This window comes from Elusimicrobiales bacterium (genome assembly GCA_041651175.1).
Lineage (GTDB): Bacteria > Elusimicrobiota > Elusimicrobia > Elusimicrobiales > Elusimicrobiaceae > JAQTYB01.
In genome coordinates, this window is the sequence record JBAZJT010000008.1 from 76,980 (window position 1) to 100,585 (window position 23,606).

The following is a 23,606-nucleotide window of genomic DNA, read 5'->3' on the forward strand; positions in this document are numbered from 1 at the left end:
CGGCAATTGCGATAATATCAATCGCGCTCAAATCGTTTTCACGGAGGCTTCAGTATGACTAAAGAGACCGGACCGCAGAACAAGGACCTTTTCGGCAATATAATCACGCGCGACATCGGCGAGGAGATGAAATCCTCCTATATAGACTACGCCATGAGCGTCATCGTGGGCCGCGCCCTGCCGGACGCGCGCGACGGGCTTAAACCCGTACACCGCCGCATCCTCTACACCATGCACGAGATGGGCGTGCGCCATAACAAGGCTTTCAAGAAATCCGCGCGCATCGTCGGCGACGTGCTGGGCAAATACCATCCGCACGGCGACATGTCCGTATACGACGCGCTGGTGCGCATGGCGCAGGATTTCAGCATACGGTATCCGCTTGTGCAGGGACAGGGAAACTTCGGCTCCATAGACGGCGACCCCGCCGCCGCCATGCGTTACACCGAGGTCCGGCTGGCCGCAGTGGCCGATGAACTGCTGGCCGACATAGACAAGGAAACCGTGCGCATGGTCCCCAACTACGACGGCTCGCTTATGGAGCCGTTCGTGCTGCCGGCCAAGCTGCCCAACCTGCTGGTAAACGGCAGCTCCGGCATAGCGGTGGGCATGGCCACAAACATACCGACGCACAACCTCTCGGAAGTCTGCGACGCGACCGTCGCTTACATAGAAAACCCCAACATAGACGTCAAAGAGCTTGCCAAGCTAATCAAGGGCCCGGATTTCCCGACGGCGGGCATAATACGCGGCAGGCAGGGAATACGGGATTATTTTGAGACGGGGCGCGGCTCGGTGCGGATACAGGGCAGGGCGGAAATTGAGGAGATGAAAGGCAACCGCGAGGCCATCATCATCACCGAAATCCCCTACCAGGTCAACAAAACCACTCTTATTGAAAACATAGCCCAGCTGGTGCGCGACAAGAAAATCGCCGACATCTCCGACCTGCGCGACGAATCCGACCGGCGCGGGATGAGAATTGTCATAGAAGTAAAGCGCGACGGCAACGCGCAGGTGGTCCTCAACCAGCTATACAAGCATACGCAGCTTGAAACCTCCTTCGGCGTCATCATGCTGGCGATTGTGGACGGCAAGCCGCGCGTCATGCCCATCAAAGAGGTGCTGGCGCATTATGTAAGCCACCGCAAGATCATCATTGCGGCGCGCACGCGGTTTGACCTTAACAAAGCCCTCGCGCGAGAGCATATATTGCAGGGCCTGCTTATCGCCATCAAAAACATGGACCGGGTGGTGCAAATCATCCGCAAGTCCGAGGATGCGCTGTCTGCCAAGCGCAAGCTGATGGACGAGTTTGAGCTTACCGATATTCAGGCTCAGGCCATTCTGGACATGCGGCTGCACCAGCTCACCCGGCTTGAAACTGACGCCATAGAGGCCGAGCGCAAAGAGCTTGCCAAACTGATAGAAGAACTGCGCGGCATTCTGGCCGACCCGAAAAAAGTCCTTAAAATCATAGTCTCCGAATTGGCCGAGCTGAAGGAAAAATACGGCGACAAGCGCCGCACCGAAATCACCAGCGAGGCGGCGGAGCTTACCCTTGAGGACATGGTCCCGCTGGAGGAAGTGGCAGTCAACATGTCGCACAGCGGCTATATAAAGCGCATTCCGCTAAACACTTACCGCGCGCAGAACCGGGGCGGCAAAGGCATCATCGGCGGCGAGACCAAAGAGGAGGATTTCATAGAACACCTCTTTGTAACCTCCAGCCACGCGACGATACTGTTTTTCACCACGCGGGGCAAGGTGTACTCGCTGCGCGCCTACGAAATTACCGAAGGCGGGCGCACCTCGCGCGGCAAGGCGATAGTAAACCTGCTGCAAATATCCGGCGAGGAGAAAATCACCTCCGCCATCGCCATACGGACATTTGAGGAAAACAAGGGCAAGGAGCATTACCTCACCATGTGCACCCGCAACGGCGTGGCAAAGCGCACCGCACTGTCGGAGTTTGAAAATATCCGCAGAAACGGCATCGCCGCCATAACCCTTGAAGACGGCGACGTGCTGGTGGACGTCCAGCTCACCAACGGCGCGATGGACATGATAATAGGCACCAAGGACGGCATGTCAATCCGCTTCCCGGAGAGCGAGGTCCGCTCCATGGGCCGCCAGGCCCAGGGCGTGCGCGGCATGCGGCTGGGCAAGGGCGACGTCGTCGTCGGCATGGAAGCGGCGGAGCCGAAAGCCTCCCCCGACCTTCTGACCGTCTGCGAAAACGGCTTCGGCAAGCGCACCGAGCTGGCCGAATACCGCGAGCAGCACCGCGGCGGCAGCGGCGTAATAACCATCAAGACCACAGAGCGCAACGGCATAGTGGTGGGCATCAAACTGGTTACGCCGGAAAAAGACCTGATGGTGATGACCGAAAAGGGCATGGCCGTAAGGCTGCGCTGCGAGCAGATACGGCAGACAGGCCGCAACGCGCAGGGCGTGCGCCTTGTAAAGATGGAAGAGAACGACAAAATCGCCAGCATAGCGCCGGTTGTAAGCGAGAAGGAAGAGGAGCGCATAGAAGGCGAAGCGGAAGCCGCCCCCGAACCAAAAGACGGCAAGCCCTCCGCCTGACCCCCCGCGCGGATAGCTTAGCCGGCGGCATAGAATTACTCTGCCGGAGGATGGCCAGCCATCCTCCGGCAGATTTTTAAGTTGAAGTTAAGCCGCGCGGAACATGAAATAGGCCGCGCCCATCAGGCAGAGGAAGGCCCATAAAAAATCCGTCCGCAAGGCCTGCTTCATGTACAGCATTGAAAACGCCGCGAAAACGCCCATCGTTATTATTTCCTGCATCACTTTCAACTGCGCCAGCGAAAAATACCGCGCCCCCATCCTGTTGGCCGGAACCTGAAAACAATATTCCAGAAAAGCGACGCTCCAGCTTGCCATTATGACCAGCAGTAGCGGCTTGTTTTTCATGTCCTTGAGATGGCCGTACCACGCATAGGTCATAAACGTGTTGGAGATTACAAGGAACACTATCGCGGATGCCCTGGTCATACGGAAACCGCCTCCTGCCGCGGCGAAGATGGGACCGGTTCGCTGTGGCGGGTGGCCAGATACGCCCCCGCCAGCGCGCAGGCCAGTCCGCCGGCCTGGTACAAATGAGCGCGCTCCATCCCCAGCGCTGCGGACAGGATGAACGTAAGCACCGGATAGGAAAGTATTATCACCGTGGCGCGCGAAAGCTCCATCCCCCGTATCGCCCGGTACCAGAACAGATTGCCTAGCCCGTTTACAATCAGCCCCGCCCAGACCACCACCGGCAGCACGGCGGCGGGCGGATTAACCGCCAGCGGACCCAATGCCGCCGCCACCGCCACAACCGGCAGCAGCGCAATTGAGGCGTAAAGCCCGCGCGCGGCGGCGATAAACTCCGGCCTTATTTCTTTTGGCAGCCTTTTAGCCGCCACATGGGAAAGCTGATAGAACACCGGCGCGATAAGCACCAGGCAGTCGCCGGTCCAGCGCGGGGTGAAACGCTCCCTGAAAGCTATCATCAACGTGCCGGTTATAACCAGCGCCGCGCCGGCGAATTTGACCGGCGTGAACTTTTCATGCAGCAGCAGGCGGGATAAAATCAGCGAATACACCACCTCCACCTGCGCGATGATGGCGGCATTGGCGGCTGTTGTGTATTTAAGCGCAAAACACAGCAGCGCCACCGGAACCGCGCCGCCGAAAAAGCCCATCACAAACAGCGGGAACATCAGCCTGCGCGAGAACAACCCCCGCAGCGCGCCGTTCCTTATAATCCACGGCAGGAAATACGCAAAGCCCAGCAGGGCGCAGCAGAAAGTCAGCGCGACGGGCGAGAGCCAGCGCACGGCATACGCCCATGCCAGCGGCGCGGTCGCGGTGAAAAACCAGTTTGTCCAAAGAGATGCTACGGGAGTCATCTTTCCAATATTATAGCATTCCGGGCCGGGCGGCGGGGCGGCCAGCGGCGAAACGCGGCCAGCCCCGGAGGGGCTGGCCGCGTTTGGATTGTGGCTGTCAGAACTTGTGCCAGAGCATCTGGTTTGTAACCTCGTGATGAAACAGCACTTCCGACGATTTCACTATGGAGCCAAGCTCCTTGGGGCTTCTCTCCGCAGCGGCCTGCTTGTAGGAGGCGTATTTCTCGTGAGAGGCGGCGCCCAGCGCGGACTTGATGAACTCGCTGGAGCGGAATATGCGCAACGCATCGTAAATATTGCCGGGCAGATAGCGGACGCGGTCGCGCTTGGTCTCGTCTTTGGTGAGCGGCTGGCCGTCCAGTATGGTTTTGAGCAGCGCATGCAGCGCCAGATACGGGTTGGCGTCCGGCGCGACGGAGCGGATTTCTATGCGCGCGGATTTCTCGTTTCCGGCGGGAATCCGTATCATGGAGCCCCTGTCCACCGGCGAGACTTTTATCTGGTTGGGGGCTTCGTAATGCGGGTCCAGCCGCCGGTAGGCGTTCACGCTGGGATTAAGCACCAGCGAGAGTTCCTGCGCGTGATTGAGTATGCGCGATATCGCATCCCACGCCACCGGGGACAAATTCCCCTCCCCCTTCGCGTCGTGGAATATGTTCTTGCCGCCCTTGAAGAAAGAGAGGTTCAGGTGCATCCCGCTGCCGTTTATGCCGGAGACGGGCTTTGGCAGGAAGGTGGCGGTCATCCCCATGTTGGCGGCGACCTGGCGGCAAACCAGCTTGTAGAGCTGTATCATGTCGCAGGCGCGCACCGCATGGGCGTAGGAGAAGTTAAGCTCAAACTGCGAGGGGGCGACTTCGGGATGGTCTTTTTCGTTGCGGAAGCCCATCGCGCGCTGCGCCTCGGCGGAGGCGTCAATGAACATCTTCAGCCGGTCCAGCGGGAGCGAGTTGAAATACCCGCCGGTGGAGATGAGGTCAAAACCCTTGACCTTGTCGTAATTCTGCTCGGCATTGAGGCCGTTTATAAGGAAGCCTTCCACCTCGGCGGAAACGTTTGCGGTGATGCCGCGCGTTTTTTTGAGGCCGGAGGCAAGCTCAAAAAGGCGGGCGCGGAAATCGGATTCATAGGGCGTCTTGTCGCGGTTTAAGACGGTGGCGAACATTATCACCTTGCCGGGGCCGAACACGTCGGAGGGAAGCCAGTATATGCTACTCCAGTCGGCTGCCAGGCGCAGGTCGGACTCCTTCTGCGCGGAAAACCCGCGTATGGACGAGCCGTCAAAAGTCAGGTTGTCCGCCGCGCGCAGAAAAAAATGCTTGTCATAATCCAGCATGTGGAAACGCCCTTCTATATCGGAAAAACAAAGCGTAACGGCTTTCAGATACTTCTCTTTTTCCAGATAGGCGCGGTGTTTCTTTTCAAGTTCCGCGGCAGGCAGGGTTTCCGCCGCCTCTACGGCGGAGAGATTCATGGCCTCCAGCTCATCATAGGGAATTTCCAGGAAGTTTTTGAGGGGCGCTTCCGTCCTTTGTTTAAGCATTTAACTGCCTCCTTTTAAGATATTAAATCGCCTTCCTAAGATAAAGTATAGCAGTTTTAAGCTAACTTGCAAGCGGCAAAACACACGAAAAGGCTCTGGAACAAGGCGGGAACAACTACCGGAAACTTTTTTGTTCCCTTTTCGTGTGTTTCGTGTGTTTCGTGGTTTGATGCCGTTTTTACTGTCGTTTGCCAATACGCCACAGCTTTTCAAAAAACGGGTGATGTCGTAGTAAAACATCATTGAAACAATGCGCCGGTTTTGCGACAATTGCGCTATGAGAAACGAATTATACCGCCGTTTTGAGCGATACGTCAAAATAGACACCAAATCCGACGAGGCTTCCAAAACCTGCCCCTCCACGCCTGGGCAGTTAAAGCTTGCCCGCCTTGCCGCGCAGGAAATGAAAGAAATCGGGCTTAAAAAAGTTTCGGTGGATAAAAACGGATATGTGCTGGGGGAACTGCCGGCAAACACCGCCAAAAAAGTCCCCGCGATAGGATTTATAGCCCATCTGGACACCGCGCCGGACGCCTCCGGCGCGAATGTAAAGCCGCAAATCCACCGCAATTACAAAGGCGGCCCAATCAAAATCGCCCCCGGCGTCATGCTGACGACTGCGGACTCGCCGGAGCTTAAGAAGTGCATCGGCGAGGACATTGTAACCGCCTCCGGAAAGACATTGCTGGGCGCGGATAACAAGGCGGGCATGGCGATAATACTGGCCGCCGCCAATTTCCTGAAAAACAATCCGCAAATAAAGCACGGCGCGCTTAAAATCGCCTTCACTCCGGACGAGGAAATAGGCCGCGGAGCAAACCGTTTTCCGCTGAAAAAATTCGGCGCGCATTGCGCCTACACCGTTGACGGCGACACCGCCGGCGTAATAGAGGACGAAACCTTCAACGCCGACGGCATCGCCATAACCGTTACCGGCAAGAGCGTGCATCCCGGCTCGGCCAAAAACGTTATGGCCAACGCCGTGCGCATAGCAGCCGACATCGCCGCCTCCTGGCCGGAGAACATGCTGCCAGAAACCACGGAAAAGCGGGAGGGTTTTATAATGTTCACCGCCTGCGCGGCAGGAATAGAATCTGCCGCACTGAAAGGCATAGCGCGCGAGCATGACCTCAAAAAACTCCGCGCGCTGGAAAAAATGCTGGAAGCCATAATCGCCGAAAAGCGGGTTAAATACCCCGCCGCGCGCATAGAGCTTAAATTCACCCAGCAGTACCGCAACATGAAAAGCGAGCTGGACAAGCATCCGCAGGTGATGGAACACGCGCTTGCCGCCATGAAAGAGGAAGGCATTGTCCCGCGCATAAAGCCGGTGCGCGGCGGCACCGACGGCGCGCGACTGTCTTTCATGGGGCTGCCGACGCCGAACATTTTCACCGGCGGCGCCTGTTTCCACGGCGACAGGGAATGGGTGTCGCTGCACGGCATGGAAAAATCCGCGCGCGCGGTAATAGCCATCCTGCGCCAGTGGGAACAGGCTTCCCGGTGAAAACGTTCCTGTTGCTTGTAATGTGCGCAGACATATGCCATGCCCAACCGCAGGACAAGCAAAAGGACAGTCTTTCACTTATTCACCCGCCTACTCTGTCTATTGCCACAGAAACACCGGAACCGGTTCTCTACCGTCTTTCGGTGGCGCGAAAACAAGATGGACATGAACCCGGCTATGGTCCCGCTTGCAAGGAATACGGCAAAGAGATGACATGTTTCCTGGCCAACCATCTAAACCTGAAAACCGGCGACGTAGAAATACTGTCCTATAGTACAAAGGAAACTACCGTTTGGGATAAAACCGGCCCTTACTCCATAAAAGATGCATTCAATGCCGTCTACTATGCGCTTTTGAAATCCGACACCAGGCCCGCCGCTTCAAAAATATGTCGCGAAGGCTTTGGCCTCACTGTTTCCGCCGTCCCCGAATTGCTGCCCTACATCCAGAACCGGCAATATTGCGAACGTGACAGCGATTGCGCAATACGCCAATCGCAATGCGAATACGACGCTTTCAATTATTACGAACCATTTGCTATCGCCTATGGCTGCGAGGATGGCGAACAATTTATGGCGGACGGGACAAATCCGCAGGATAAATGCAAAGCAGGAGAAAAGCCGGTTTTGGACTACCGCGGAGCGCAATGCGCAAATCACAAATGCCGTGTCAAAGCAAAGCGCGTTCTATGCGAGGCAGGGAAACCGGGACTAAACAGCAAATAAAGTATAATGTGAACACTCCGGCGGAGGTTTTATTATGAAAGGACATCCTAAAGGGCTTTACATGCTGTTCTCGGTGGAGTTGTGGGAGCGCTTCGGCTATTACGGAATGCGCGCGCTGCTCACGCTCTACATGGTGAAATACCTGATGTTTTCCACCGAAAAATCCGGCAGCGTCTACGGCTGGTTCACAGGGCTGGTCTATCTGGCCCCACTGCTGGGCGGCTACATAGCGGACAGATACCTGGGCCAGCGCAAGTGCATCACAATCGGCGCGATACTGATGTCGGCGGGATATTTCCTGCTGGGGTTTTCAAAAGAACTGTTTTTCCCCTCGCTGCTGACCATCATTCTGGGCAACGGATTTTTCAAGCCCAATATCTCCACCATTGTGGGAAAACTATACGAGCCGGGCGACCACAGGCGCGACGGCGGCTTCACCATTTTCTACATGGGCATAAATATCGGAGCGATGCTCTCGCCGCTTATAGCCGGATACCTGGGCGAGAATTTCGGCTGGCGTTACGGGTTCTGGTCCGCCTCGGTGGGAATGCTGGTCGGGCTTGCGATATTCCTGCTAAACAGCCGCAGCGCGCTGGGGAATTTGTGCATGGGGCCGGCGGCATGCTCGGCTCCCGGAGTGGAGGGCGAGCCGGTCCATAAAGCCAGCGAACCGCTGACTCTGGAGGAGAAGCAGCGCGTGGCGGTGATTTTCATACTCACCTTCTTTGCGATATTCTTCTGGGCCGCGTTTGAACAGGCGGGCACTTCGCTTACGCTGTTCGCGGACCGCTCCACCGACAGGACATTGTTCGGCTGGACTTTCCCGGCAAGCTGGTTCCAGGCGGTGAACCCGGTGTTTATCATACTGCTTGCGCTGCCATTTTCCCGGCTGTGGACCTGGATGGCAGACAAGGGCATCGAGCCGGTAACTCCCAAAAAATTCGCCTGGGGACTGGTGTTTCTGGGACTGGGGTTTGTGGTGATGATTTTTGCGGCCAGAGAGTACAAGGCGACGGGCGCGCCGATAAGTTTCATGTGGCTTTCGGCGGCGTATTTCCTGCACACCATCGGGGAACTGTGCCTCTCGCCGGTCGGGTTGTCCATGGTAACAAAGCTGGCTCCCGCTAAATTCGCATCGTTGCTGATGGGGACATGGTTCCTCTCCAGCGCGGCAGCCAATATCATCGGCGGTCGGTTCGCCGGCTGTTATGACAGCATGGAACTTTCGGTATTCTTTATGATACTGGCGGCGACGGCGTTCGTCTCCGCCTTCTTCCTGTTCCTGCTGGTAAAGCCGCTTAACCGCTGGATGCACGGGGTGCACTGATGCGGCAGCGTTTCACCGCCATAGTCCCGGTGGCCGGAGCGGGCACAAGGCTAAAGCCCCACACCAACACATTTCCCAAAGTGCTGCTGACCGTGGGCCACAAGCCGATACTGGGGCATATTCTGGACCAGCTTGAGGAAATAGGCAAACCGGAAATCCGCATGGTCATCGGCTACATGGGCGACAAAATCCGCGCCTATGTGGACAGCCGCTATCCCCATCTGAACGTAACCTATGTGGAGCAGCCGCAGCCGCGCGGACTGGGACATGCGGTATGGCTGGCGTCAAAAGGCGTTTCGGGCCCCGTTTTCATCCTGCTGGGCGACACAATCCTGGACGGCGACATGCGCCAGTTCATAGAATTCCGCGAAAGCCGCATCGGCGTGCGCGAGGTGGCGGACCCGCGCCGCTTCGGCGTGGTGGAGATAAAAGACGGCTTCGTAAGCTCCCTGGTTGAAAAACCGAAAGAACCTAAATCCAACCTGGCGATAGTGGGCGCGTATTCGTTCACCGACTGCGCCGCGCTGCGCAAAAATCTGGACGGGCTTATACGCTCCGGCAAGACCACCGGCGGGGAGATACAGCTTACAGACGCGATAATGAACATGGTCCGCCACGGCCTCAAAATACGCCCCGCCGGGATAGACGGCTGGCACGACTGCGGCAAGCCCGAAACCCTGCTGGAAACCAACCGCCACCTGCTCAACAAGCACAGGGCAAAATTCTCCCCGCGGCTGCCGGGCTGTCTGGTGGTTCCGCCGGTTTACATGGCAAAGACGGCCCGCGCGGAAAACTGCATCATCGGCCCTTATGTGTCGGTGGGGGAAGGCGCCAGAATATCCTCCTCCATAATAAGCGACACCATCATAAACGAAAACGCGCGCATAAGCAGCGCCATCCTGAACAATTCGCTTATAGGCCCAGGCGCGGCGCTGGCCGGCGCCGGCCAGCAGATAAATATCGGCGAGAATTCGGAAATCCTGCTGAACCCGAAAAGCCTGGCGGAATAGCTATCCCGCTATAATTCCCTCAACCACGCAGGTAAGGCCGCAGAACCTGTTGTATTTTCTGAACGGCATCTCCAGCCGTATCAGCCGTTCCAGAATAAACGAGAGCGCTTTGCCGTTGTCTTTCATGTCGGAGACCGGCTTGCCGCCGCGCCTTAAACGGCGCATAAGCCAGACGAGAGGAAATATCCCGGCGTATATATAGTATCCCCTTTCCAGACGGATGCCGGCTCCCTCCGCCGTTTTCTCCAGTTGCGAGAGAGTATAGCGCCTTTTATGTTCCAAAAACACGTCATGGGCGGACCACAGGCCCATAAAAGCGGGAACCGTTATAAACACCCTGTTCCCCCCCCGGCAGCGGGAAACCACATCCCGCAGGAATCCGGCGTCATCGTCTATATGCTCAAGAACATCCATCAGCACAATCAGGGAACGCCGGATGTCCGCTGGCATTTGCCGAAGGGTAATCAGTTGCCCGGAAATGCGGCTGTCCCCCGCCGAGGTTTCGGATTCATAGGCCGCATCAACCCTGATTATATTTTCTATTTTCCCGCGGCCATGCCCGGCCAGATAATCGGAGAAACAGCCGGAGCCCGCGCCGATATCCACCACATTCACCGGCGACATTATGCGCGCCGTCCTGTCAAAATATTCGGCCAGCGGAATCCGTTTGGTGCGGTAATACCAGTGATTTTCGGGACGCACGCCGCTGTTGTGTTCCTTAATATCCATTCAGTTTCCGCAGCTTCATCTGAAACTGCGCCAGATGCAGCGCCATTACAAGCGGATCCTTAATCAAAGAGACCTTGGAGCCCGGAACCTCCCGCCAGCTCACCGGCATTTCCAGGATTTTCTCCCCGGCGGCCAGCATGGAAAAAAGCAGTTGCGTGTCCCAGACCCAGCGGCAATCCGTCGGCGCGTTCAAATGCCGGGCCAGCGCGTCCCGCCTGAAAATTTTGAGGCCGCACTGGGAATCATATATTCCCGCCCCCGAAACCAGCGAAACAAATGTGGCAAACACCCTGCCCGCGTAATGGCGCAGAGGATTGCGGTTTACGTCGTAACCCAGCATCTTGACGCGCGCGCCGGTAATTGCCGCAAAGCCCTTGCCGGAACCGCAATGCAATTCCCGCAGCGCGCGCGCCAGTTCCGGCAGGGGAACAGACCCGTCGGCGTCTATAAACCCCATATAATCACGGTCCGTGCTCAGTCCCTTTTCAAACCCGAACCTGAGCGCGGCGCCTTTCCCGCAATTTTTGTCCCGGCGGGAGAAAGATACTTTGTCCGGCAAGCCAAGCCCGCTTACCAGAGCGGACATTTTCCCGCTTTCCTCGGGGAGGCTGCCGTCGTCCACCACCAGGAACTCAATATCGGCCTGGCCGGCGGCATTAAAATCCCTGATTTCCGAAAGCAAATTCCCCAGCCGTCCGGACTCGTTATACGCCGGAATGACAATAAAAGCCCTGGGCGCGCCATTTAATGAAAGCTGCATAAGTTGATGATAACACATAATTCATCAGGACCAGCCCCGCCGGCTGTACAGGAAAGCGAAGCCGCCGCGCTCCGCGATGAACGAAAGGGAATCCTGCTCCGGGTTGCCGCTGTAACCGGCCTCGCGCCAGAGGCCTTTGCGCGAATGGTGAATCCCCCGCACGGCGGAAATTCTCCATCCCGCGGCGACAACCTCGTCGCCGGGCCAGAGCCTGCGGATTTGCGTACCGGCGGTTTGCAGCCGCAGCAGCTCCTTTTCAAGCTCCGGCGCAAGCGGGCCGTGCGGCAGATAAACCGCGCCTATCGCGGCATTGCGTCCCAGCCCGGCCAGCCCGCGCCAGGAACTTTCCGAAAGCGAGGATAAAAGCAAAACATCTATCTCCCTGCCGCCGGATTCCAAGACGGCCCTGAAAAGAGCGTCCCCCTTGAATCCGCAGTCCGCCATCACAAGGCCGAGGCCTTTTGCCCGCAGCATCGCGCCGGAGGTTTTGCCTGAATGATACTCCCACATCCGCTGCGGCGGCGCAAAAACATATTGCGCGGCGACAGCGCAAATTCCCGCGGCCAGCAGCGGAAGGAACAGCTTTTTCGCCCGCTGCGGCGAAGGCAGATGCAGAATCCAGAAGGCCAGGCAGCAATAAGCGGACATAACTCCCGCTCCGGGAGATGGAACCCACACCGCAGACCAGCTGTAAGAAGCAAAAACTTCCGCCAGCCGCGCAAACAGCCAGACCGCGAACGCGGTCAGCTTCACGGCGGCATACGTCAGCGGCGCAAGTTTCAGCGCGGCGAAAACCACGCAGGCGAAAATCAGCACCATCAGCGCCCCGGCCAGCGGCACAAGCGGGATATTGGCTATAAAAGCCGCCAGCGAATATCTGTGGAACACCTCCACGCAGACCGGGAAAAGCGCCAGCTGCGCCGCCGCCGTCATTACCGCGCATTCAACCAGCCAGCGCAGCCGCCCGCGCGGCAGCTCCATATTGGAAAAAACCGTTATTATCGCAAACACCGCCAGAAACGACATTTGAAAATCCGGCTTGAAAAGCGACTGGCCGTCCGTTAAAAGCACACAGAAGGCGGCCAGCACCAGTCCCGCGAAAGCTCCGGATTCGCGCTGCAGCCGGTAGCCCGCCATGGCCGACAGCGCCATCGCGTAGGAGCGCAAAAGCGGCGGGTTCATTCCCGCCGCTATCACATAAAACCCCGCCGCCGCTGCCACGGCGGCCTCCTGATACCCGCGCCTTATGCTCAGAAGCCGGCAAAGAAAATATACTATGGCCAGCACGAAAGCCACATGCGTCCCCGACGCCACCAGCAGATGAATGGTCCCAGAATCCCGGAAAGGCGCGGCGATTTCATCGGTCATGCCGTCCTTATCGCCCAGCGCCAGCGCGGCCAGCACGGCGGCGGCCTCCGGCTCAAAACGGGATTTCAGGAATTCCCCCAATTGCCGCCTTGCCGCGAAAGCCGCGCGGGCTATAAACGGGGGCGGCGAGATTTCCTCCGCCGAAACCGCATCAAACTCGGCAAACACTCCCTGCCGGCGCAGATAGAGCGGCCAGTCCAGTCCGCCCGGAACTGCGGCGCCGCGCGGCGCCTCCATATCGCCGCGAAAGCGCGTCGCGGCCCGCCAGCGGACCGACGCCCCGTCCGGCAGCTTCACCAGCAGCCCGCCGTGCGCCGGCAGCCCGTTGACCGATTTCACCCGGACTACCGCGGTCGGCTTTCCGCCGCGCAGCCGCTGGAATTCCGAGGGACCAGCCTCAATAACAGCGTTTTTCAGCGGGCACAGCAGCGACACATCCCCCGGCGGGGGCCGCACATCGCGCCGGAAGAAGTATATCCACGCCCCCAGCAGAACCAGCGCGACAAACAGCGGCCTGCGGTAATAAGACGGATGCATATTGTTGTATTATATGTATAATTTGCGGAATACAGATTACGGAGGCTTCCATGGAAAACGAAAATGTCGCACGACCGGCTCCCCCCGCCCCGGAGCAGCCCCGGCGCCCGGCGCTGTGGGTCAAAACGTCCGCAGCGCTGTTGGCACTTTCCATAATATGCGCGCTGGTGGTTATAATGCGCGGCGCGCCCGGCGCCGCCAAAAACGGGCCCGGCGAGCTGGACGGAGAAGAAACAGTATCCGCATTGCTTAACGCCTCCAAGCCGGGCATAGGGTGGATAAACGTGCGCGGCGTCATAAGCGAAAGCTATTCCTCCTCCCCCTTTGAACGCGGCGCGCAGCACCTGGCGGCGCGCATCAAGGCAATGTCGGAACGCAAAGACGTAAAAGCCATTGTCGTGGATATAAACTCTCCCGGCGGTTCGGTGGGCGCGGTGCAGGCCGTATACGACGAAATCCTCCGCGCCAGAACCAAACAGAAAAAGCCCGTCGTAGCGCTTATGCGCGACGTGGCCGCAAGCGGCGGATATTACATAGCCGCGGCCTGCGACAAGATAGTGGCCCAGCCGGGGACGCTGACCGGCTCCATAGGCGTCATATTCCAAATCAGCAACGTGGAAGGGCTTTTCAAGAAAATCGGGGTAACGATGAACCCCATAAAATCCGGCAGCCATAAGGACATAGGCTCCATGTTCCGGCCCATGACGACGGAGGAAAAGCAGATTCTCCAGGGCGTCATAGACGACGCCTACTCCCAGTTCTGCGGCGCGGTCAAAAAAGGCCGCCCCCTCGGCGACGAGGACCTAAAAACCCTGGCCGACGGGCGGGTCTTCACCGGCAACCAGGCGTTAAAACTGAAACTGATAGACGCGCTGGGCGGAGAGGAGGAGGCCGTCGGCCTCGCCTCCGGCCTGGCCAAGCTGGACAAGACCCCCCGCATCATCAGGGACGCGGACCCGATGCAGCGCATTATATCCCTGCTCAACTCGGCGCTGGGGCTGCGGCTGCCGCTGGCGGGACTGGACAATTTCTCCGGCCCGCGCCTGGCGTATCTGTGGGCGTATTAGCTTATGACAACGCTGCTTCTTGCGATTGAAGACCTCGCCTCCGCGCCGCGGCAGACATCCGCGCGGCTTATCGCGCACAGACCCGGCGCCATCGCGCTGGCCGGCTACGCCGCGGGCGCGGCGGGAACGCAGATATGGATGAGTCTTGGCGGGCCGGCACAGTCGCCCGCGGTGATGCTGGCCGCCATACTCGCGCTGGCCGCGCTGGAAACGGTTTTCGGCTGTTTCTGGGCGGCCCTGAGCCATTTCGTGCTGGATGTTTCCGGGGAGCGGGGCAGCGCGCGCAGCATGTTCGCCGCCATAGGAACCAGCGGTTTTGCAAAGCTGCTTCTGATTCCCTGCGGGCTTGCGCTGGAGGCTTTCTCGCCCTCGTCCATGGCGGCGGGCGCCGTTGCCTATTTCTGCGTAACCGTATTGCAGTTCTGGCTGGCGGCGGAGATGGTACGCCCGGCCTACGGCACCACCGCGCCGCGCGCCTGGGCCGCGCTGCTGACGCCTTTTGCGGCGATGGCGCTGGTCCTGCTGGCCGCCGCAGCCTTCCTGATTGCCGCGCTGGCTGGCGGCGTGATAACGATGCTAAGCTGATGCACCCCGTTACCGCCGCCGAAATGCGGGAGATAGACACCCTGGCGACATCCCGTTACGGCATTTCGGCGGACAGGCTGATGGAAAACGCCGGCAAAGCCGCTGCAGCCGAAATACTGGCGATGTCCCCCGTTCCGGTTGAGGAATTTTCCTGCGTCATAATCTGCGGCAGGGGCAATAACGGCGGCGACGGGCTGGTGGCGGCGCGCCATCTGCTCAACGCGAAGGCGCAGGCCCGTGTTTTCATAGTCCCGCCGCAGGAAAACGGCTATCCGACGCTGGCGCTTAGAAACCTCAAGCGCGCCTGTCTGGCGCATGTTTCCGCGCGCGAGGTTACGGATTTAAACGCGGTTACAAACGCGCTGGCAAAATGCCATATCGCTGCGGACGCACTGCTGGGAACCGGCTCCTCCGGCGCGCCGCGCGGGATATTCGCGGAACTGATAGCCGCGCTCAACGGCTGCGGCAAGCCGGTGGTTTCTCTGGATTTGCCTTCGGGAATGGATCCCGACACCGGGCTGCATGAAGGCGCCTGCGTAAAAGCGGCGGCCACATTGATGTTCGGACTCCCCAAAACCGGACTGCTGAAACCGCAGGCCGCGGAATACACCGGCAAACTCAAAGTTCTGGATATAGGTTTTCCGGATGAGCTTTTGCGCCGATCATAGCCGCCAGTTTTGAAGACAACTCCAGCAGATGCTCGCCGAATTTCGGCTGCCGCGCGGCAATAAGCGGCAGCAGTTCGTTCCTGACCCAATTGCGGGTATACTCGGACGAAAAATTGGTTTCGTCGGTGCGGCAGGCAAGCCCGTGCCGCAAAAGATAGCCGTTTATCTCCGCGCGGTTGACGCAAAGAAGCGGGCGCACAACCTCCACGCCCGGAAATTTGGCGCCCATGGGCCGCCGCATCGGAATACCCAGCAGCCCCGCCGGATTTGAACCGCGCAGCAGATTCAGAATGATAGTCTCGGCATGGTCGTCCAGATGATGCCCCAGCGCGACAAGGGAGCAGCCCTCTTTTTTGGCGGCGCGGTAAAGCGCGCGGTAGCGCAGCGCGCGGGCGGCGTGTTCAAGGCTCATTTTGCGGGATTTCGCGGCCTTCGGCGCGGAGACTTTCGCGCAGACAAAACGTATATTCCAATTCAGGCACAGCCGGCGGACAAAATCTTCGTCCGCATCCGCCGCCGCGCCGCGTATCCCGTGGTTTACGTGGCAGGCCGCCAGCCCGAACCCGTGCCGGCGCGACATCCCGCGCAGGAAATGCAGCAGGCACACGGAATCCGGCCCGCCGGACACCGCCGCCAGAATCCCCCCCTTTTCCGGCAGGCAACGCGCGGCGAAAAACGCGCAAAGCCTGTTCCAGACCGCGGCAGAGAATTTATCCATTGAGCTATTGTACTACAACCGGCAGGCGGAGTTTTCCGGCGGCAGCCCCAGCGCCCCGCGCAGCAGCGGGTTGCGGCCCAGAATGTTTTCTATCCGGTACGCGCCGGAGGGATGGTCCATCTGAGTAACATGCTCCAGCACCGAGCCGGCCTCGCCGGAGGTGCCGCAGATGACCTCGTATGATTTTCGCAGATAATCCAGCCCGCCCGCGCCGGCGGCCCTGGAGGCGATAACATCGTCAGCCCAGTAATCCGCTGCCGGCTCGCTCCAATCTCTGAATGAAACGCCGAAATTGTCGCGCATGCAGGCCGACAGCGGCGCGTACATCTCCGGGAATTTGCCGGAGTCTATGGAATGCGCCGTCTCGTGGGCCAGTATGAAATCCAGATGCGGGCCGCCGCGCGCCTCCGCCAGCAGCATTCCGGGAAACACCACAACCACGCTCTGGTTCCGCTCCAGCTTCGGGTTTGACGCGCCGCCCAGGTCGTCATAGGAAGCGTTCCACGCCTGGTCGGAGGCGAGCTGGTCTATAAGCGGCCACAACTCGCCGCCGGTGGTTATGAAATCCGTGATATAGCGGGAAGGCAGCACAAGTTCGGTCAGCTCCACCCGGCGGACAAGCTCGGCCTTGGTTTTATCGGAAACGCCGGAGGCGCGTATGCGCGCAATCATCTCCGATTTTATCACGCCGTAATCCGGCAGCGGCGCGCGCTTTAGCGCGGCAGCCTCCAGCGCCATGGCGAAGGCGGCAAGCGCCTCCTTTGCCTTTGCGGTGTTGTACGGGTACGGCGGCGTAAAAGAGATGCTGCGCAGCGCGGAGCCCATGTAATCGCCCGCGTCCGGCTCCGGCAGCTTGTATTTTTTAACCAGCGCGGAGAATTTGGGGCGCACTTCGCGCTGTATCGCCTTAAGCCCGGCAAGGCGGCGCGCCTCGCGCCTGTCGCCGGAATCCGAGCCGCCGGCGGAGCAGACATCGGAATAAGACAACCCCTTCCCGGCGGAGGCTGCCTCCGCCTGCGGCACGGGCATATTCCCGGCCTTTGAAAACAGGGCATGGGCACCCGCGCCGTCCCAGTCCGCGCCGGACGCGGAGGTAAAAGCGCATATCAGCCACGCGCAAAGCAGTGTCATATAACCAGCATACCGCCCCCGCCCCCGCCGCGCAAGAGCCGAAAGTCCCAAATAAAACGCCGGGGCGCGCAATGCGCGCCCCGGCGTTTTTTCGGACGGTTCTCAATACCTGTAATGCTCCGGCTTGAACGGGCCACTTACGGGAACGCCTATGTAATCGGCCTGCTCCTTGGTGAGCGTGGTGAGCCTGACGCCTATCTTGTCCAGATGCAGCCGGGCCACTTCCTCGTCCAGTGCCTTGGGCAGGCGGTAGACGCCGGGTTTGCGCGGCTTGCTCCACAGGTCCAGCTGCGCCAGAGTCTGGTTGGAGAAAGAGTTGCTCATCACAAAGGACGGATGCCCGTTGGCGCAGCCCAGATTTACAAGCCGCCCCTCGGCCAGGATATAAATATCCCGCCCGCCGGGCAGCGAATACTTGTCAACCTGCGGCTTGATGTTGGTGATTTTCACGCCCTTGGTCCCGCCCAGCCCGGCGACCTGTATCTCGTTGTCAAAGTGGCCGATGTTGCAGACGATGGCCTGGTCTTTCATGTGCAGCATATGCTCGACGGTGATCACGTCGCGGTTGCCGGTGGCGGTCACGTAAATATCGCCGTAACCGAGGGTGTCCTCCACCCGCGCGACCTGGTAGCCCTCCATCGCGGCCTGAAGCGCGCAAATGGGGTCCGCCTCCGTTATCACAACCCGCGCGCCCAGCCCGCGCATGGCCTTGGCGCAGCCCTTGCCCACGTCGCCATAGCCGCAGATGACGCAGACCTTGCCCGCCACCATCACGCCGGTGGCGCGCTTGATTCCGTCCGCCAGCGATTCGCGGCAGCCGTAGAGATTGTCAAACTTGGACTTGGTAACCGAATCGTTGACATTGATGGCGGGAACCAGCAGTTCCTTTCTTTCGGCCATCTGGTAAAGCCGGTGGACACCGGTGGTGGTCTCTTCGGAGACGCCTTTCCAGTCCGCGACCGCCTCATGCCAGCGGCGGGGCGTTTCCTTCAGAATGGCCTTTAAGCATTTGTTAAGTTCCGCCTCATCGGGGCCGCCGGCGGGGGCGTCCAGGACGGCGGGGTTTTTCTCCGCCTCGTATCCGCGGTGCAGCATCATGGTGGCGTCGCCGCCGTCGTCAACCACCAGATTGGGGCCCTTGCCGCCGGGAAAAGCCAGCGCGCGCTCCGTGCACAGCCAGTATTCGGCCAACGTTTCGCCCTTCCAGGCGAAAACCGGCACCCCGGCCTTGGCTATGGCCGCCGCCGCATGGTCCTGCGTGGAAAAGATATTGCAGCTTGCCCAGCGCACCTGGGCGCCAAGCGCCTTCAATGTCTCTATGAGCACCGCCGTCTGCACCGTCATGTGCAGCGAGCCCATGACGCGCGCGCCCGCCAGCGGCCTGGCCTTTGCGTATTTGTGCCGTATAGACATCAGTCCCGGCATTTCCTTTTCCGCGATGGAGATTTCTTTGCGCCCCCATTCGGCAAGGGAGAGATCCTTCACTTTGTAATCGTTCATAATGGTCCTTTCCGCCGTTGTCGTCATAAATACATTTTACATAAAATATCCCCCGAAATCTGTTACAATGGAGCCATGAATCCTCAGCAGCAACAGCCGGCAGGCAGCTTTGAACTCAGGGAGAGTTGGACTTCAACTTTGGCCGTTTTCGCCGTGCCATTTATGGTGGCTTACGGAATGGTGGCGTATTCGTTCCTGCTGCGCGGCCTGCCGCTCCCCGCGCGGCTGGCGCTGGCCGTGCTGCTGGGTATTTTTTGCGGAAACTTCCTTCTGGCAAAGCGCAAAGCGGAACACATCTTCAGGCACGTTGCGGAAGCCCGTTTTCTGGGCTGCGGCATAACGGTTTCCGGCAGCTTGTGGAATCCGTTCTCCGTGCCGGTCATAACAATACATGCCGAAGGCTCCACTCCGCAGGAGGCCGGGGCGCTGGCCAATGTAGTCGCCATAAGCGGGCCGGACTATACCGTCTCCCCCAGAAGAAACAGTTCCATGGCCAACATCGCTTTCCTGATAACTTTTTACGGACTGGCAATGCGCATGATCGGCGCCGCACAGCGTCCCTCGCTGATGGCTATCACGCTGGGAGTTGCGCTGGCGCTTTTTCTGACCGTAACCGCCGACAATTTCCTGGCGCTGCAGGAGTTCAAATTCGCAGGCGCGGAAACGGCTTATCTGGGCAGAGGCGCGCACGATTATCAGGTTTGGAATTTTCTTTTGCTGGAGCATGCCCGGCGCAGATACGAGGACCCGGAAACTTTCAAAAGCGAAACGCGCCGCATCCTGGTGGAAAGATGCGGCCTCAACCGCGATTCCGCCGTGCTGGAGCCCGGCGCCGGAGGAGGCTTTCTCTGGAAACATCTGCCGGAGGAACTGCGCCCCGGCTGGATTGAACTGGAAAAAAACCTTTGCGCGCACACCTACGCGGTAAGGCACGGCTTCGGCACCAGATTCATCAACACCGACGCCAAAAGCACGCCGTTCCCGCCGGATTCCTTTGACGCCATAGTCGGGCTGGAATGCTTTGACGCATTCTCCACCAACGATTTCAATATTTTTCTGAAAGAGGCGCTGCGCGTATTAAAGCCAGGCGGACTGGCCGTGCACCTCAAGGATTTCCCGGATTACCCGGGCGAGCTGATAGCCGCCAGAATGAATCTGTTCGCCAAAAGCGTCATCGGCAAGACGCCGGTAACCTATAAAACCCGCGCCATAAAGGACGCCTACCTGAAATTCACGCCGCTGAAAGCAGGCGAAATCGCGGCCCTTAAGGAAAAAGCCGGAGATATCCTGCCGCAGTTTACAGCCGCGGCAAAAACTCTGGCGGACATATACGCCGCCGGCCCCAAGTCAAACCCGCGCTTTGCGATGCCGATGTATCTTTCAATAATGATAATGAAACGCGCATTCGCGGACAGTGGTTTTGAAATAGTGGAGGAAGGCGACTGCAAGCCTTACCTTGCCTATCTGATAGCCAGAAAACCCAAACAACCCGCCCCCTCCCCGCAGGAGCAGCAGGCATAATCCCGCCACAACGGCTATGACAGGCAAATTCCGCCGCCCGGAAGCGGAGGCTATTTCGCGCGGGAACCGGGCTTTACAAGCGGGATGTTTTTCGCGCAGAGCGGGCAGTCCTGCGGCTGCCATGCCGCGATGTCCACCTTCAGCGCGGTTTCCAGCGGAACTCCGAAATCCGCCTTCCCGCCGGAGCGGTCCACCAGCGCGGCCACCGCAACCAGCCGCCCGCCCCTGGCGGAGACCACCTCAAGCGCCTCTTTGGTTGACTTGCCGGTGGTTACCACATCCTCGGTGATGACGCAGGTTTCGCCCGGCTTTATGGAAAAGCCGCGCCGCAGCGACATGACGCCGTTTTCCCTCTCGGCAAAAAGCGCGCGCACGCCGAGATGCCGCGCCAGTTCGTAGGCGACCAGTATTCCGCCCATCGCCGGCCCTATGACGAAATCCGGCTTGAGCGGGCGCAGCTTTTCCGCCAGCGCGGCGCAAAGCTCCGAAGCCGCCGCCGGGTTTTGCAGCACCAGGGCGCATTGCATGTACCGGTCGCTGTGCAGCCCGCTGGAAAGCAGAAAATGGCCCGAAAGCAAGGCCCCGCTTCCGGAAAAAATTTCAAGCCCGCGTTCCTGATTCATAACGCTCCTCCTATTTCAGCCAGAATTTCATCGCAGGCTTTCGCCGGGTCCGCCGCCTGGGTAACCGGCCTGCCCACCACCAGATAATCCGCCCCCGCCGCCACCGCCGCCGCAGGCGAGGCGATTCTTTTCTGGTCCTGCGCCGCGCTGCCCGCCGGGCGTATGCCGGGGGTTATAAGCCTGAAATCCGCCCCCAGCGCGGCGCGCAGCGCAGCGGTCTCCTCGGGCGAGGAAACCGCCCCGTCCATCCCGGACGCCTGGGCCAGCCGCGCCAGCCGGATAACCGCCGTTTTTACGTCCCCTGCCATGCCGATGGATTCCCATGCCCCCGCGTTCATGCTGGTAAGCGCGGTAATGGCTATTAAAAGCGGCGTCCTTCCGGGCGCGGCTTTTTCAACCGCCTCGCGCGCGCGCAGCATCATCTCCGCGCCGCCGCTGGCGTGCATGGTCATCATGAAAACGCCCAGCTCCGCGGCGGCGGCTGCCGCGCCGGCGACGGTGTTGGGAATATCGTGGTATTTCATGTCCAGAAACACTTCAAAACCCATTGCGCGCAATTTTTCCACCACATGCGGCCCGCGCGCGGTGAAAAGCTGGCTGCCGACCTTGAATGCCCCCGCCTTCCCCTCAAGCCGGCGCGCCAGTTCCAGCGCGGGTTTTTCGTCGGAGTAGTCAAGAGCCACTATAAGTTTATCCTGCGGTTTCATGCTGCGGCCTCCAGTTTGCCGCGTATTTCAGCCAGAGCGGCGATTTTGTTCGCGTCCATCCACTGCGCAATGCCTTGGGCGATGTCGAGCGCGGCGCGCGGGTTGACCAGGTTTGCCGTGCCAACTTCCACCGCCGCCGCGCCGCAGAGAATAAATTCCAGCGCGTCCTCCGCCGTCATTATCCCGCCGCAGGCGACGACGGGGATTTCCACCGCGCGCGCAACGTCCCAGACCAGCTTCAGCGCGACCGGTTTTATCGCCGGGCCGCTTAGCCCGCCGCAGACATTGGCCAGCCGCGGCCTGCGCGAGCGCAAATCCACCGCCATGGCTGGTATTGTGTTGGCGACGCATACCGCCGCCGCGCCGCCGGACTGCGCCGCCAGCGCGATTTCAGTTATATCCGTCACGTTGGGAGAGAGTTTGGCTATCAGCGGCAGCGGGCAAATTTTTGCGACGGCGGCCACGGTCCGCCTTGTGGCCGCCGCGTCCTGGGAAACCATGCGCCGCACATTGCCGTGCAGGACATTCGGGCAGGACAGATTCAGCTCCAGCGCGTCCGCGCAGCCGCTGCCGGCGACAGCGCGCGCCATGTCCGCAAATTCCGCCGGGCTTGCGGCCGATATGCTTACCGCAACGGCGGTTTTGAGTCTTTTAAGCGCGGGGGCCTTGTTGGCGATGAAATCCGCAAGCCCGCCGTTCTGCAGGCCCACGGAATTGAGCATTCCAGACGCGGTTTCCGCTACCCGCGGCGGCGGGTTGCCGGCGCGCGGCAGCGGCGTGATTGTCTTGGTGACGACCGCGCCCAGCCGGTTTATATCGTAAAACTCCGCGAATTCCAGGCCGCAGCCGAAAGTGCCGGAGGCCGTCATCACCGGGTTTTTCAGCCGCAGGCCGCCGATGTCTACCTGAAGTTGCGCCAATCTACCTCCCCGGCGGCAAATACCGGCCCGTCCTTGCATACGCTTTTATACCCGCCGGAGACGACCGGCACCGGGCAGCACAGGCAGACGCCTATGCCGCAGGCCATTTTTTCCTCCAGCGAGACCCAGCACCGCGCCCCGGCCCGCGCGCAGATTTGCGCCGCGCGCTTTAGCATCCCGTTAGGGCCGCAGGCGAAAACCGCCGTCTGCGGCGCGGCCAGGGCCTCCAGCTGCTCCGTAACAAGGCCGCGGCGCCCGCGGCTGCCGTCCTCGGTGCAGACCATCACCTTCGCCCCCGCCTTGCGGAACCCCCCCGCGCACAGCACGGAGGAGGCCGTCTTTGCGCCTATCAGGGCGGTCATCTCGGTTTTTCCGGCAAGCCTGCGCGCCAGAAAAGCCAGCGGCGCGGCCCCCATTCCGCCGCACAGCAGCAGCGCCCTGCCGCGCGGCGCGGGAAACGGCTTGCCCAGCGGCCCCAGCAGGTTAAGCGTCGCGCCGGCCCGCAGGGAGGACATCGCCAGCGTCGCCGCGCCGACGACGCGGTAGAGTATCTCTATTTTCCCGTCCGCCGCGCCGTGTATGCTGAAAGGCCGGCGCAGCATATGCCCGCCGTCCCCCAGGCTGGCGTGGACAAACTGCCCCGGCGCGGCCTCCGCGGCTATCTCCGGCGCGGACAGGACCGCCAGATAAATCCCCTCCGCCGCTTTGCGGTTTGAAAGCAGCCTGCAATCCCTTGCGCGCAT

22 protein-coding genes are annotated in these 23,606 nt (G+C 59.9%); 9 read left to right on the forward strand and 13 right to left on the reverse strand.

The window, feature by feature from the left end; all coding sequences use genetic code 11:
• The first annotated feature begins 54 nt into the window (after positions 1-54).
• Complete coding sequence (gyrA, locus tag WC421_06130; protein ID MFA5161805.1) at positions 55-2,589, forward strand: DNA gyrase subunit A; 2,535 nt, start codon at positions 55-57, stop codon at positions 2,587-2,589.
• A gap of 87 nt (positions 2,590-2,676) precedes the next feature.
• On the opposite strand, the gene WC421_06135 is transcribed toward gyrA, so the two are convergent.
• The 3 genes from WC421_06135 to WC421_06145 form a co-directional block, all read right to left on the reverse strand.
• Entirely contained in the window at positions 2,677-3,018 is a 342-nt protein-coding gene (locus tag WC421_06135) for a DMT family protein (protein MFA5161806.1), read from the reverse strand.
• A complete protein-coding gene (locus tag WC421_06140) occupies positions 3,015-3,917 on the reverse strand; it encodes a DMT family transporter (GenBank protein MFA5161807.1) in 903 nt (300 codons plus the stop codon). The genes WC421_06135 and WC421_06140 overlap by 4 nt, the downstream gene beginning before the upstream one ends.
• A 97-nt stretch (positions 3,918-4,014) precedes the next feature.
• Complete coding sequence (locus tag WC421_06145) at positions 4,015-5,460, reverse strand: glutamine synthetase family protein (GenBank protein ID MFA5161808.1); 1,446 nt, start codon at positions 5,458-5,460, stop codon at positions 4,015-4,017.
• A gap of 277 nt (positions 5,461-5,737) precedes the next feature.
• Between WC421_06145 and pepT the strand changes: the two genes are divergently transcribed.
• From pepT to WC421_06165, 4 genes are read left to right on the forward strand one after another with little or no spacing between them, the layout of a single operon-like run.
• Positions 5,738-6,967, forward strand: coding sequence for a peptidase T (pepT, locus tag WC421_06150; protein ID MFA5161809.1), 1,230 nt, complete (start codon positions 5,738-5,740; stop codon positions 6,965-6,967).
• Positions 6,946-7,692, forward strand: a complete 747-nt coding sequence (locus tag WC421_06155) for a hypothetical protein (GenBank protein ID MFA5161810.1) — start codon at positions 6,946-6,948, stop codon at positions 7,690-7,692. The genes pepT and WC421_06155 overlap by 22 nt, the downstream gene beginning before the upstream one ends.
• Positions 7,693-7,726: 34 nt before the next feature.
• A complete protein-coding gene (locus WC421_06160; protein MFA5161811.1) occupies positions 7,727-9,019 on the forward strand; it encodes a peptide MFS transporter in 1,293 nt (430 codons plus the stop codon).
• Entirely contained in the window at positions 9,019-10,029 is a 1,011-nt protein-coding gene (locus WC421_06165; protein ID MFA5161812.1) for a sugar phosphate nucleotidyltransferase, read from the forward strand. Before WC421_06160 ends, WC421_06165 begins: the two co-directional genes overlap by 1 nt.
• Here WC421_06165 and WC421_06170 read toward each other — a convergent pair whose 3' ends face one another.
• Genes WC421_06170 through WC421_06180 form a run of 3 tightly spaced genes read right to left on the reverse strand, consistent with a single transcriptional unit; the run spans position 10,030 to position 13,423 of the window.
• Complete coding sequence (locus WC421_06170; GenBank protein MFA5161813.1) at positions 10,030-10,758, reverse strand: methyltransferase domain-containing protein; 729 nt, start codon at positions 10,756-10,758, stop codon at positions 10,030-10,032. It abuts the gene before it with no gap.
• Positions 10,748-11,518 (reverse strand): glycosyltransferase, encoded by a 771-nt coding sequence (locus WC421_06175; protein MFA5161814.1) that lies wholly within the window; start codon positions 11,516-11,518, stop codon positions 10,748-10,750. The genes WC421_06170 and WC421_06175 overlap by 11 nt, the downstream gene beginning before the upstream one ends.
• A 24-nt stretch (positions 11,519-11,542) precedes the next feature.
• A complete protein-coding gene (locus tag WC421_06180) occupies positions 11,543-13,423 on the reverse strand; it encodes a ComEC/Rec2 family competence protein (GenBank protein ID MFA5161815.1) in 1,881 nt (626 codons plus the stop codon).
• Positions 13,424-13,473: 50 nt separating this feature from the next.
• On the opposite strand from WC421_06180, the gene sppA reads away from it, so the two are divergent.
• From sppA to WC421_06195, 3 genes are read left to right on the forward strand one after another with little or no spacing between them, the layout of a single operon-like run.
• Positions 13,474-14,490 carry a signal peptide peptidase SppA gene (gene sppA / locus WC421_06185; GenBank protein MFA5161816.1) on the forward strand — a complete coding sequence of 339 codons (1,017 nt, stop codon included), beginning with the start codon at positions 13,474-13,476 and terminating at the stop codon, positions 14,488-14,490.
• Between the two features lie 3 nt (positions 14,491-14,493).
• Entirely contained in the window at positions 14,494-15,075 is a 582-nt protein-coding gene (locus WC421_06190) for a hypothetical protein (protein MFA5161817.1), read from the forward strand.
• Positions 15,075-15,743, forward strand: a complete 669-nt coding sequence (locus WC421_06195; GenBank protein MFA5161818.1) for an NAD(P)H-hydrate epimerase — start codon at positions 15,075-15,077, stop codon at positions 15,741-15,743. Before WC421_06190 ends, WC421_06195 begins: the two co-directional genes overlap by 1 nt.
• On the opposite strand, the gene tilS is transcribed toward WC421_06195, so the two are convergent.
• The 3 genes from tilS to ahcY all read right to left on the reverse strand — a co-directional run bounded on the left by tilS (position 15,694) and on the right by ahcY (position 19,119).
• A complete protein-coding gene (gene tilS / locus WC421_06200; GenBank protein ID MFA5161819.1) occupies positions 15,694-16,461 on the reverse strand; it encodes a tRNA lysidine(34) synthetase TilS in 768 nt (255 codons plus the stop codon). The two genes, WC421_06195 and tilS, sit on opposite strands and share 50 nt — an antisense overlap.
• 12 nt (positions 16,462-16,473) lie before the next feature.
• A complete protein-coding gene (locus WC421_06205; GenBank protein MFA5161820.1) occupies positions 16,474-17,592 on the reverse strand; it encodes a hypothetical protein in 1,119 nt (372 codons plus the stop codon).
• Between the two features lie 102 nt (positions 17,593-17,694).
• On the reverse strand, positions 17,695-19,119 hold the full coding sequence (gene ahcY, locus WC421_06210; protein ID MFA5161821.1) for an adenosylhomocysteinase: 1,425 nt from the start codon (positions 19,117-19,119) through the stop codon (positions 17,695-17,697).
• 48 nt (positions 19,120-19,167) lie between these two features.
• Here ahcY and WC421_06215 point away from each other — a divergent pair, with 48 nt between their 5' ends.
• Positions 19,168-20,613, forward strand: a complete 1,446-nt coding sequence (locus WC421_06215) for a class I SAM-dependent methyltransferase (protein ID MFA5161822.1) — start codon at positions 19,168-19,170, stop codon at positions 20,611-20,613.
• 50 nt (positions 20,614-20,663) lie between these two features.
• Here WC421_06215 and pyrE read toward each other — a convergent pair whose 3' ends face one another.
• The 4 genes from pyrE to WC421_06235 are packed head-to-tail and all read right to left on the reverse strand — an operon-like array spanning position 20,664 to position 23,606.
• Positions 20,664-21,236 (reverse strand): orotate phosphoribosyltransferase, encoded by a 573-nt coding sequence (gene pyrE / locus WC421_06220; protein ID MFA5161823.1) that lies wholly within the window; start codon positions 21,234-21,236, stop codon positions 20,664-20,666.
• Entirely contained in the window at positions 21,233-21,943 is a 711-nt protein-coding gene (gene pyrF, locus WC421_06225; GenBank protein MFA5161824.1) for an orotidine-5'-phosphate decarboxylase, read from the reverse strand. The genes pyrE and pyrF overlap by 4 nt, the downstream gene beginning before the upstream one ends.
• On the reverse strand, positions 21,940-22,863 hold the full coding sequence (locus WC421_06230; protein MFA5161825.1) for a dihydroorotate dehydrogenase: 924 nt from the start codon (positions 22,861-22,863) through the stop codon (positions 21,940-21,942). Before WC421_06230 ends, pyrF begins: the two co-directional genes overlap by 4 nt.
• Positions 22,845-23,606: a dihydroorotate dehydrogenase electron transfer subunit gene (locus WC421_06235; GenBank protein ID MFA5161826.1), complete on the reverse strand. Its 762-nt coding sequence runs from the start codon at positions 23,604-23,606 to the stop codon at positions 22,845-22,847. Before WC421_06235 ends, WC421_06230 begins: the two co-directional genes overlap by 19 nt.

What these genes read in the sequence shown, in the direction of transcription:
- sppA (MFA5161816.1), top strand. Translation starts at nt 13,474, where the DNA reads ATGGAAAACGAAAATGTCGCACGACCGGCTCCCCCCGCCCCGGAGCAG.
- tilS (MFA5161819.1), bottom strand. Translation starts at nt 16,461, where the DNA reads ATGGATAAATTCTCTGCCGCGGTCTGGAACAGGCTTTGCGCGTTTTTC.
- WC421_06165 (MFA5161812.1), top strand. Translation starts at nt 9,019, where the DNA reads ATGCGGCAGCGTTTCACCGCCATAGTCCCGGTGGCCGGAGCGGGCACA.
- ahcY (MFA5161821.1), bottom strand. Translation starts at nt 19,119, where the DNA reads ATGACGACAACGGCGGAAAGGACCATTATGAACGATTACAAAGTGAAG.
- WC421_06175 (MFA5161814.1), bottom strand. Translation starts at nt 11,518, where the DNA reads ATGCAGCTTTCATTAAATGGCGCGCCCAGGGCTTTTATTGTCATTCCG.
- WC421_06160 (MFA5161811.1), top strand. Translation starts at nt 7,727, where the DNA reads ATGAAAGGACATCCTAAAGGGCTTTACATGCTGTTCTCGGTGGAGTTG.
- pyrE (MFA5161823.1), bottom strand. Translation starts at nt 21,236, where the DNA reads ATGAATCAGGAACGCGGGCTTGAAATTTTTTCCGGAAGCGGGGCCTTG.
- WC421_06135 (MFA5161806.1), bottom strand. Translation starts at nt 3,018, where the DNA reads ATGACCAGGGCATCCGCGATAGTGTTCCTTGTAATCTCCAACACGTTT.
- WC421_06195 (MFA5161818.1), top strand. Translation starts at nt 15,075, where the DNA reads ATGCACCCCGTTACCGCCGCCGAAATGCGGGAGATAGACACCCTGGCG.
- WC421_06205 (MFA5161820.1), bottom strand. Translation starts at nt 17,592, where the DNA reads ATGACACTGCTTTGCGCGTGGCTGATATGCGCTTTTACCTCCGCGTCC.
- pepT (MFA5161809.1), top strand. Translation starts at nt 5,738, where the DNA reads ATGAGAAACGAATTATACCGCCGTTTTGAGCGATACGTCAAAATAGAC.
- WC421_06215 (MFA5161822.1), top strand. Translation starts at nt 19,168, where the DNA reads ATGAATCCTCAGCAGCAACAGCCGGCAGGCAGCTTTGAACTCAGGGAG.
- WC421_06145 (MFA5161808.1), bottom strand. Translation starts at nt 5,460, where the DNA reads ATGCTTAAACAAAGGACGGAAGCGCCCCTCAAAAACTTCCTGGAAATT.
- WC421_06235 (MFA5161826.1), bottom strand. Translation starts at nt 23,606, where the DNA reads ATGCGCGCAAGGGATTGCAGGCTGCTTTCAAACCGCAAAGCGGCGGAG.
- WC421_06170 (MFA5161813.1), bottom strand. Translation starts at nt 10,758, where the DNA reads ATGGATATTAAGGAACACAACAGCGGCGTGCGTCCCGAAAATCACTGG.
- WC421_06190 (MFA5161817.1), top strand. Translation starts at nt 14,494, where the DNA reads ATGACAACGCTGCTTCTTGCGATTGAAGACCTCGCCTCCGCGCCGCGG.
- WC421_06180 (MFA5161815.1), bottom strand. Translation starts at nt 13,423, where the DNA reads ATGCATCCGTCTTATTACCGCAGGCCGCTGTTTGTCGCGCTGGTTCTG.
- gyrA (MFA5161805.1), top strand. Translation starts at nt 55, where the DNA reads ATGACTAAAGAGACCGGACCGCAGAACAAGGACCTTTTCGGCAATATA.
- pyrF (MFA5161824.1), bottom strand. Translation starts at nt 21,943, where the DNA reads ATGAAACCGCAGGATAAACTTATAGTGGCTCTTGACTACTCCGACGAA.
- WC421_06140 (MFA5161807.1), bottom strand. Translation starts at nt 3,917, where the DNA reads ATGACTCCCGTAGCATCTCTTTGGACAAACTGGTTTTTCACCGCGACC.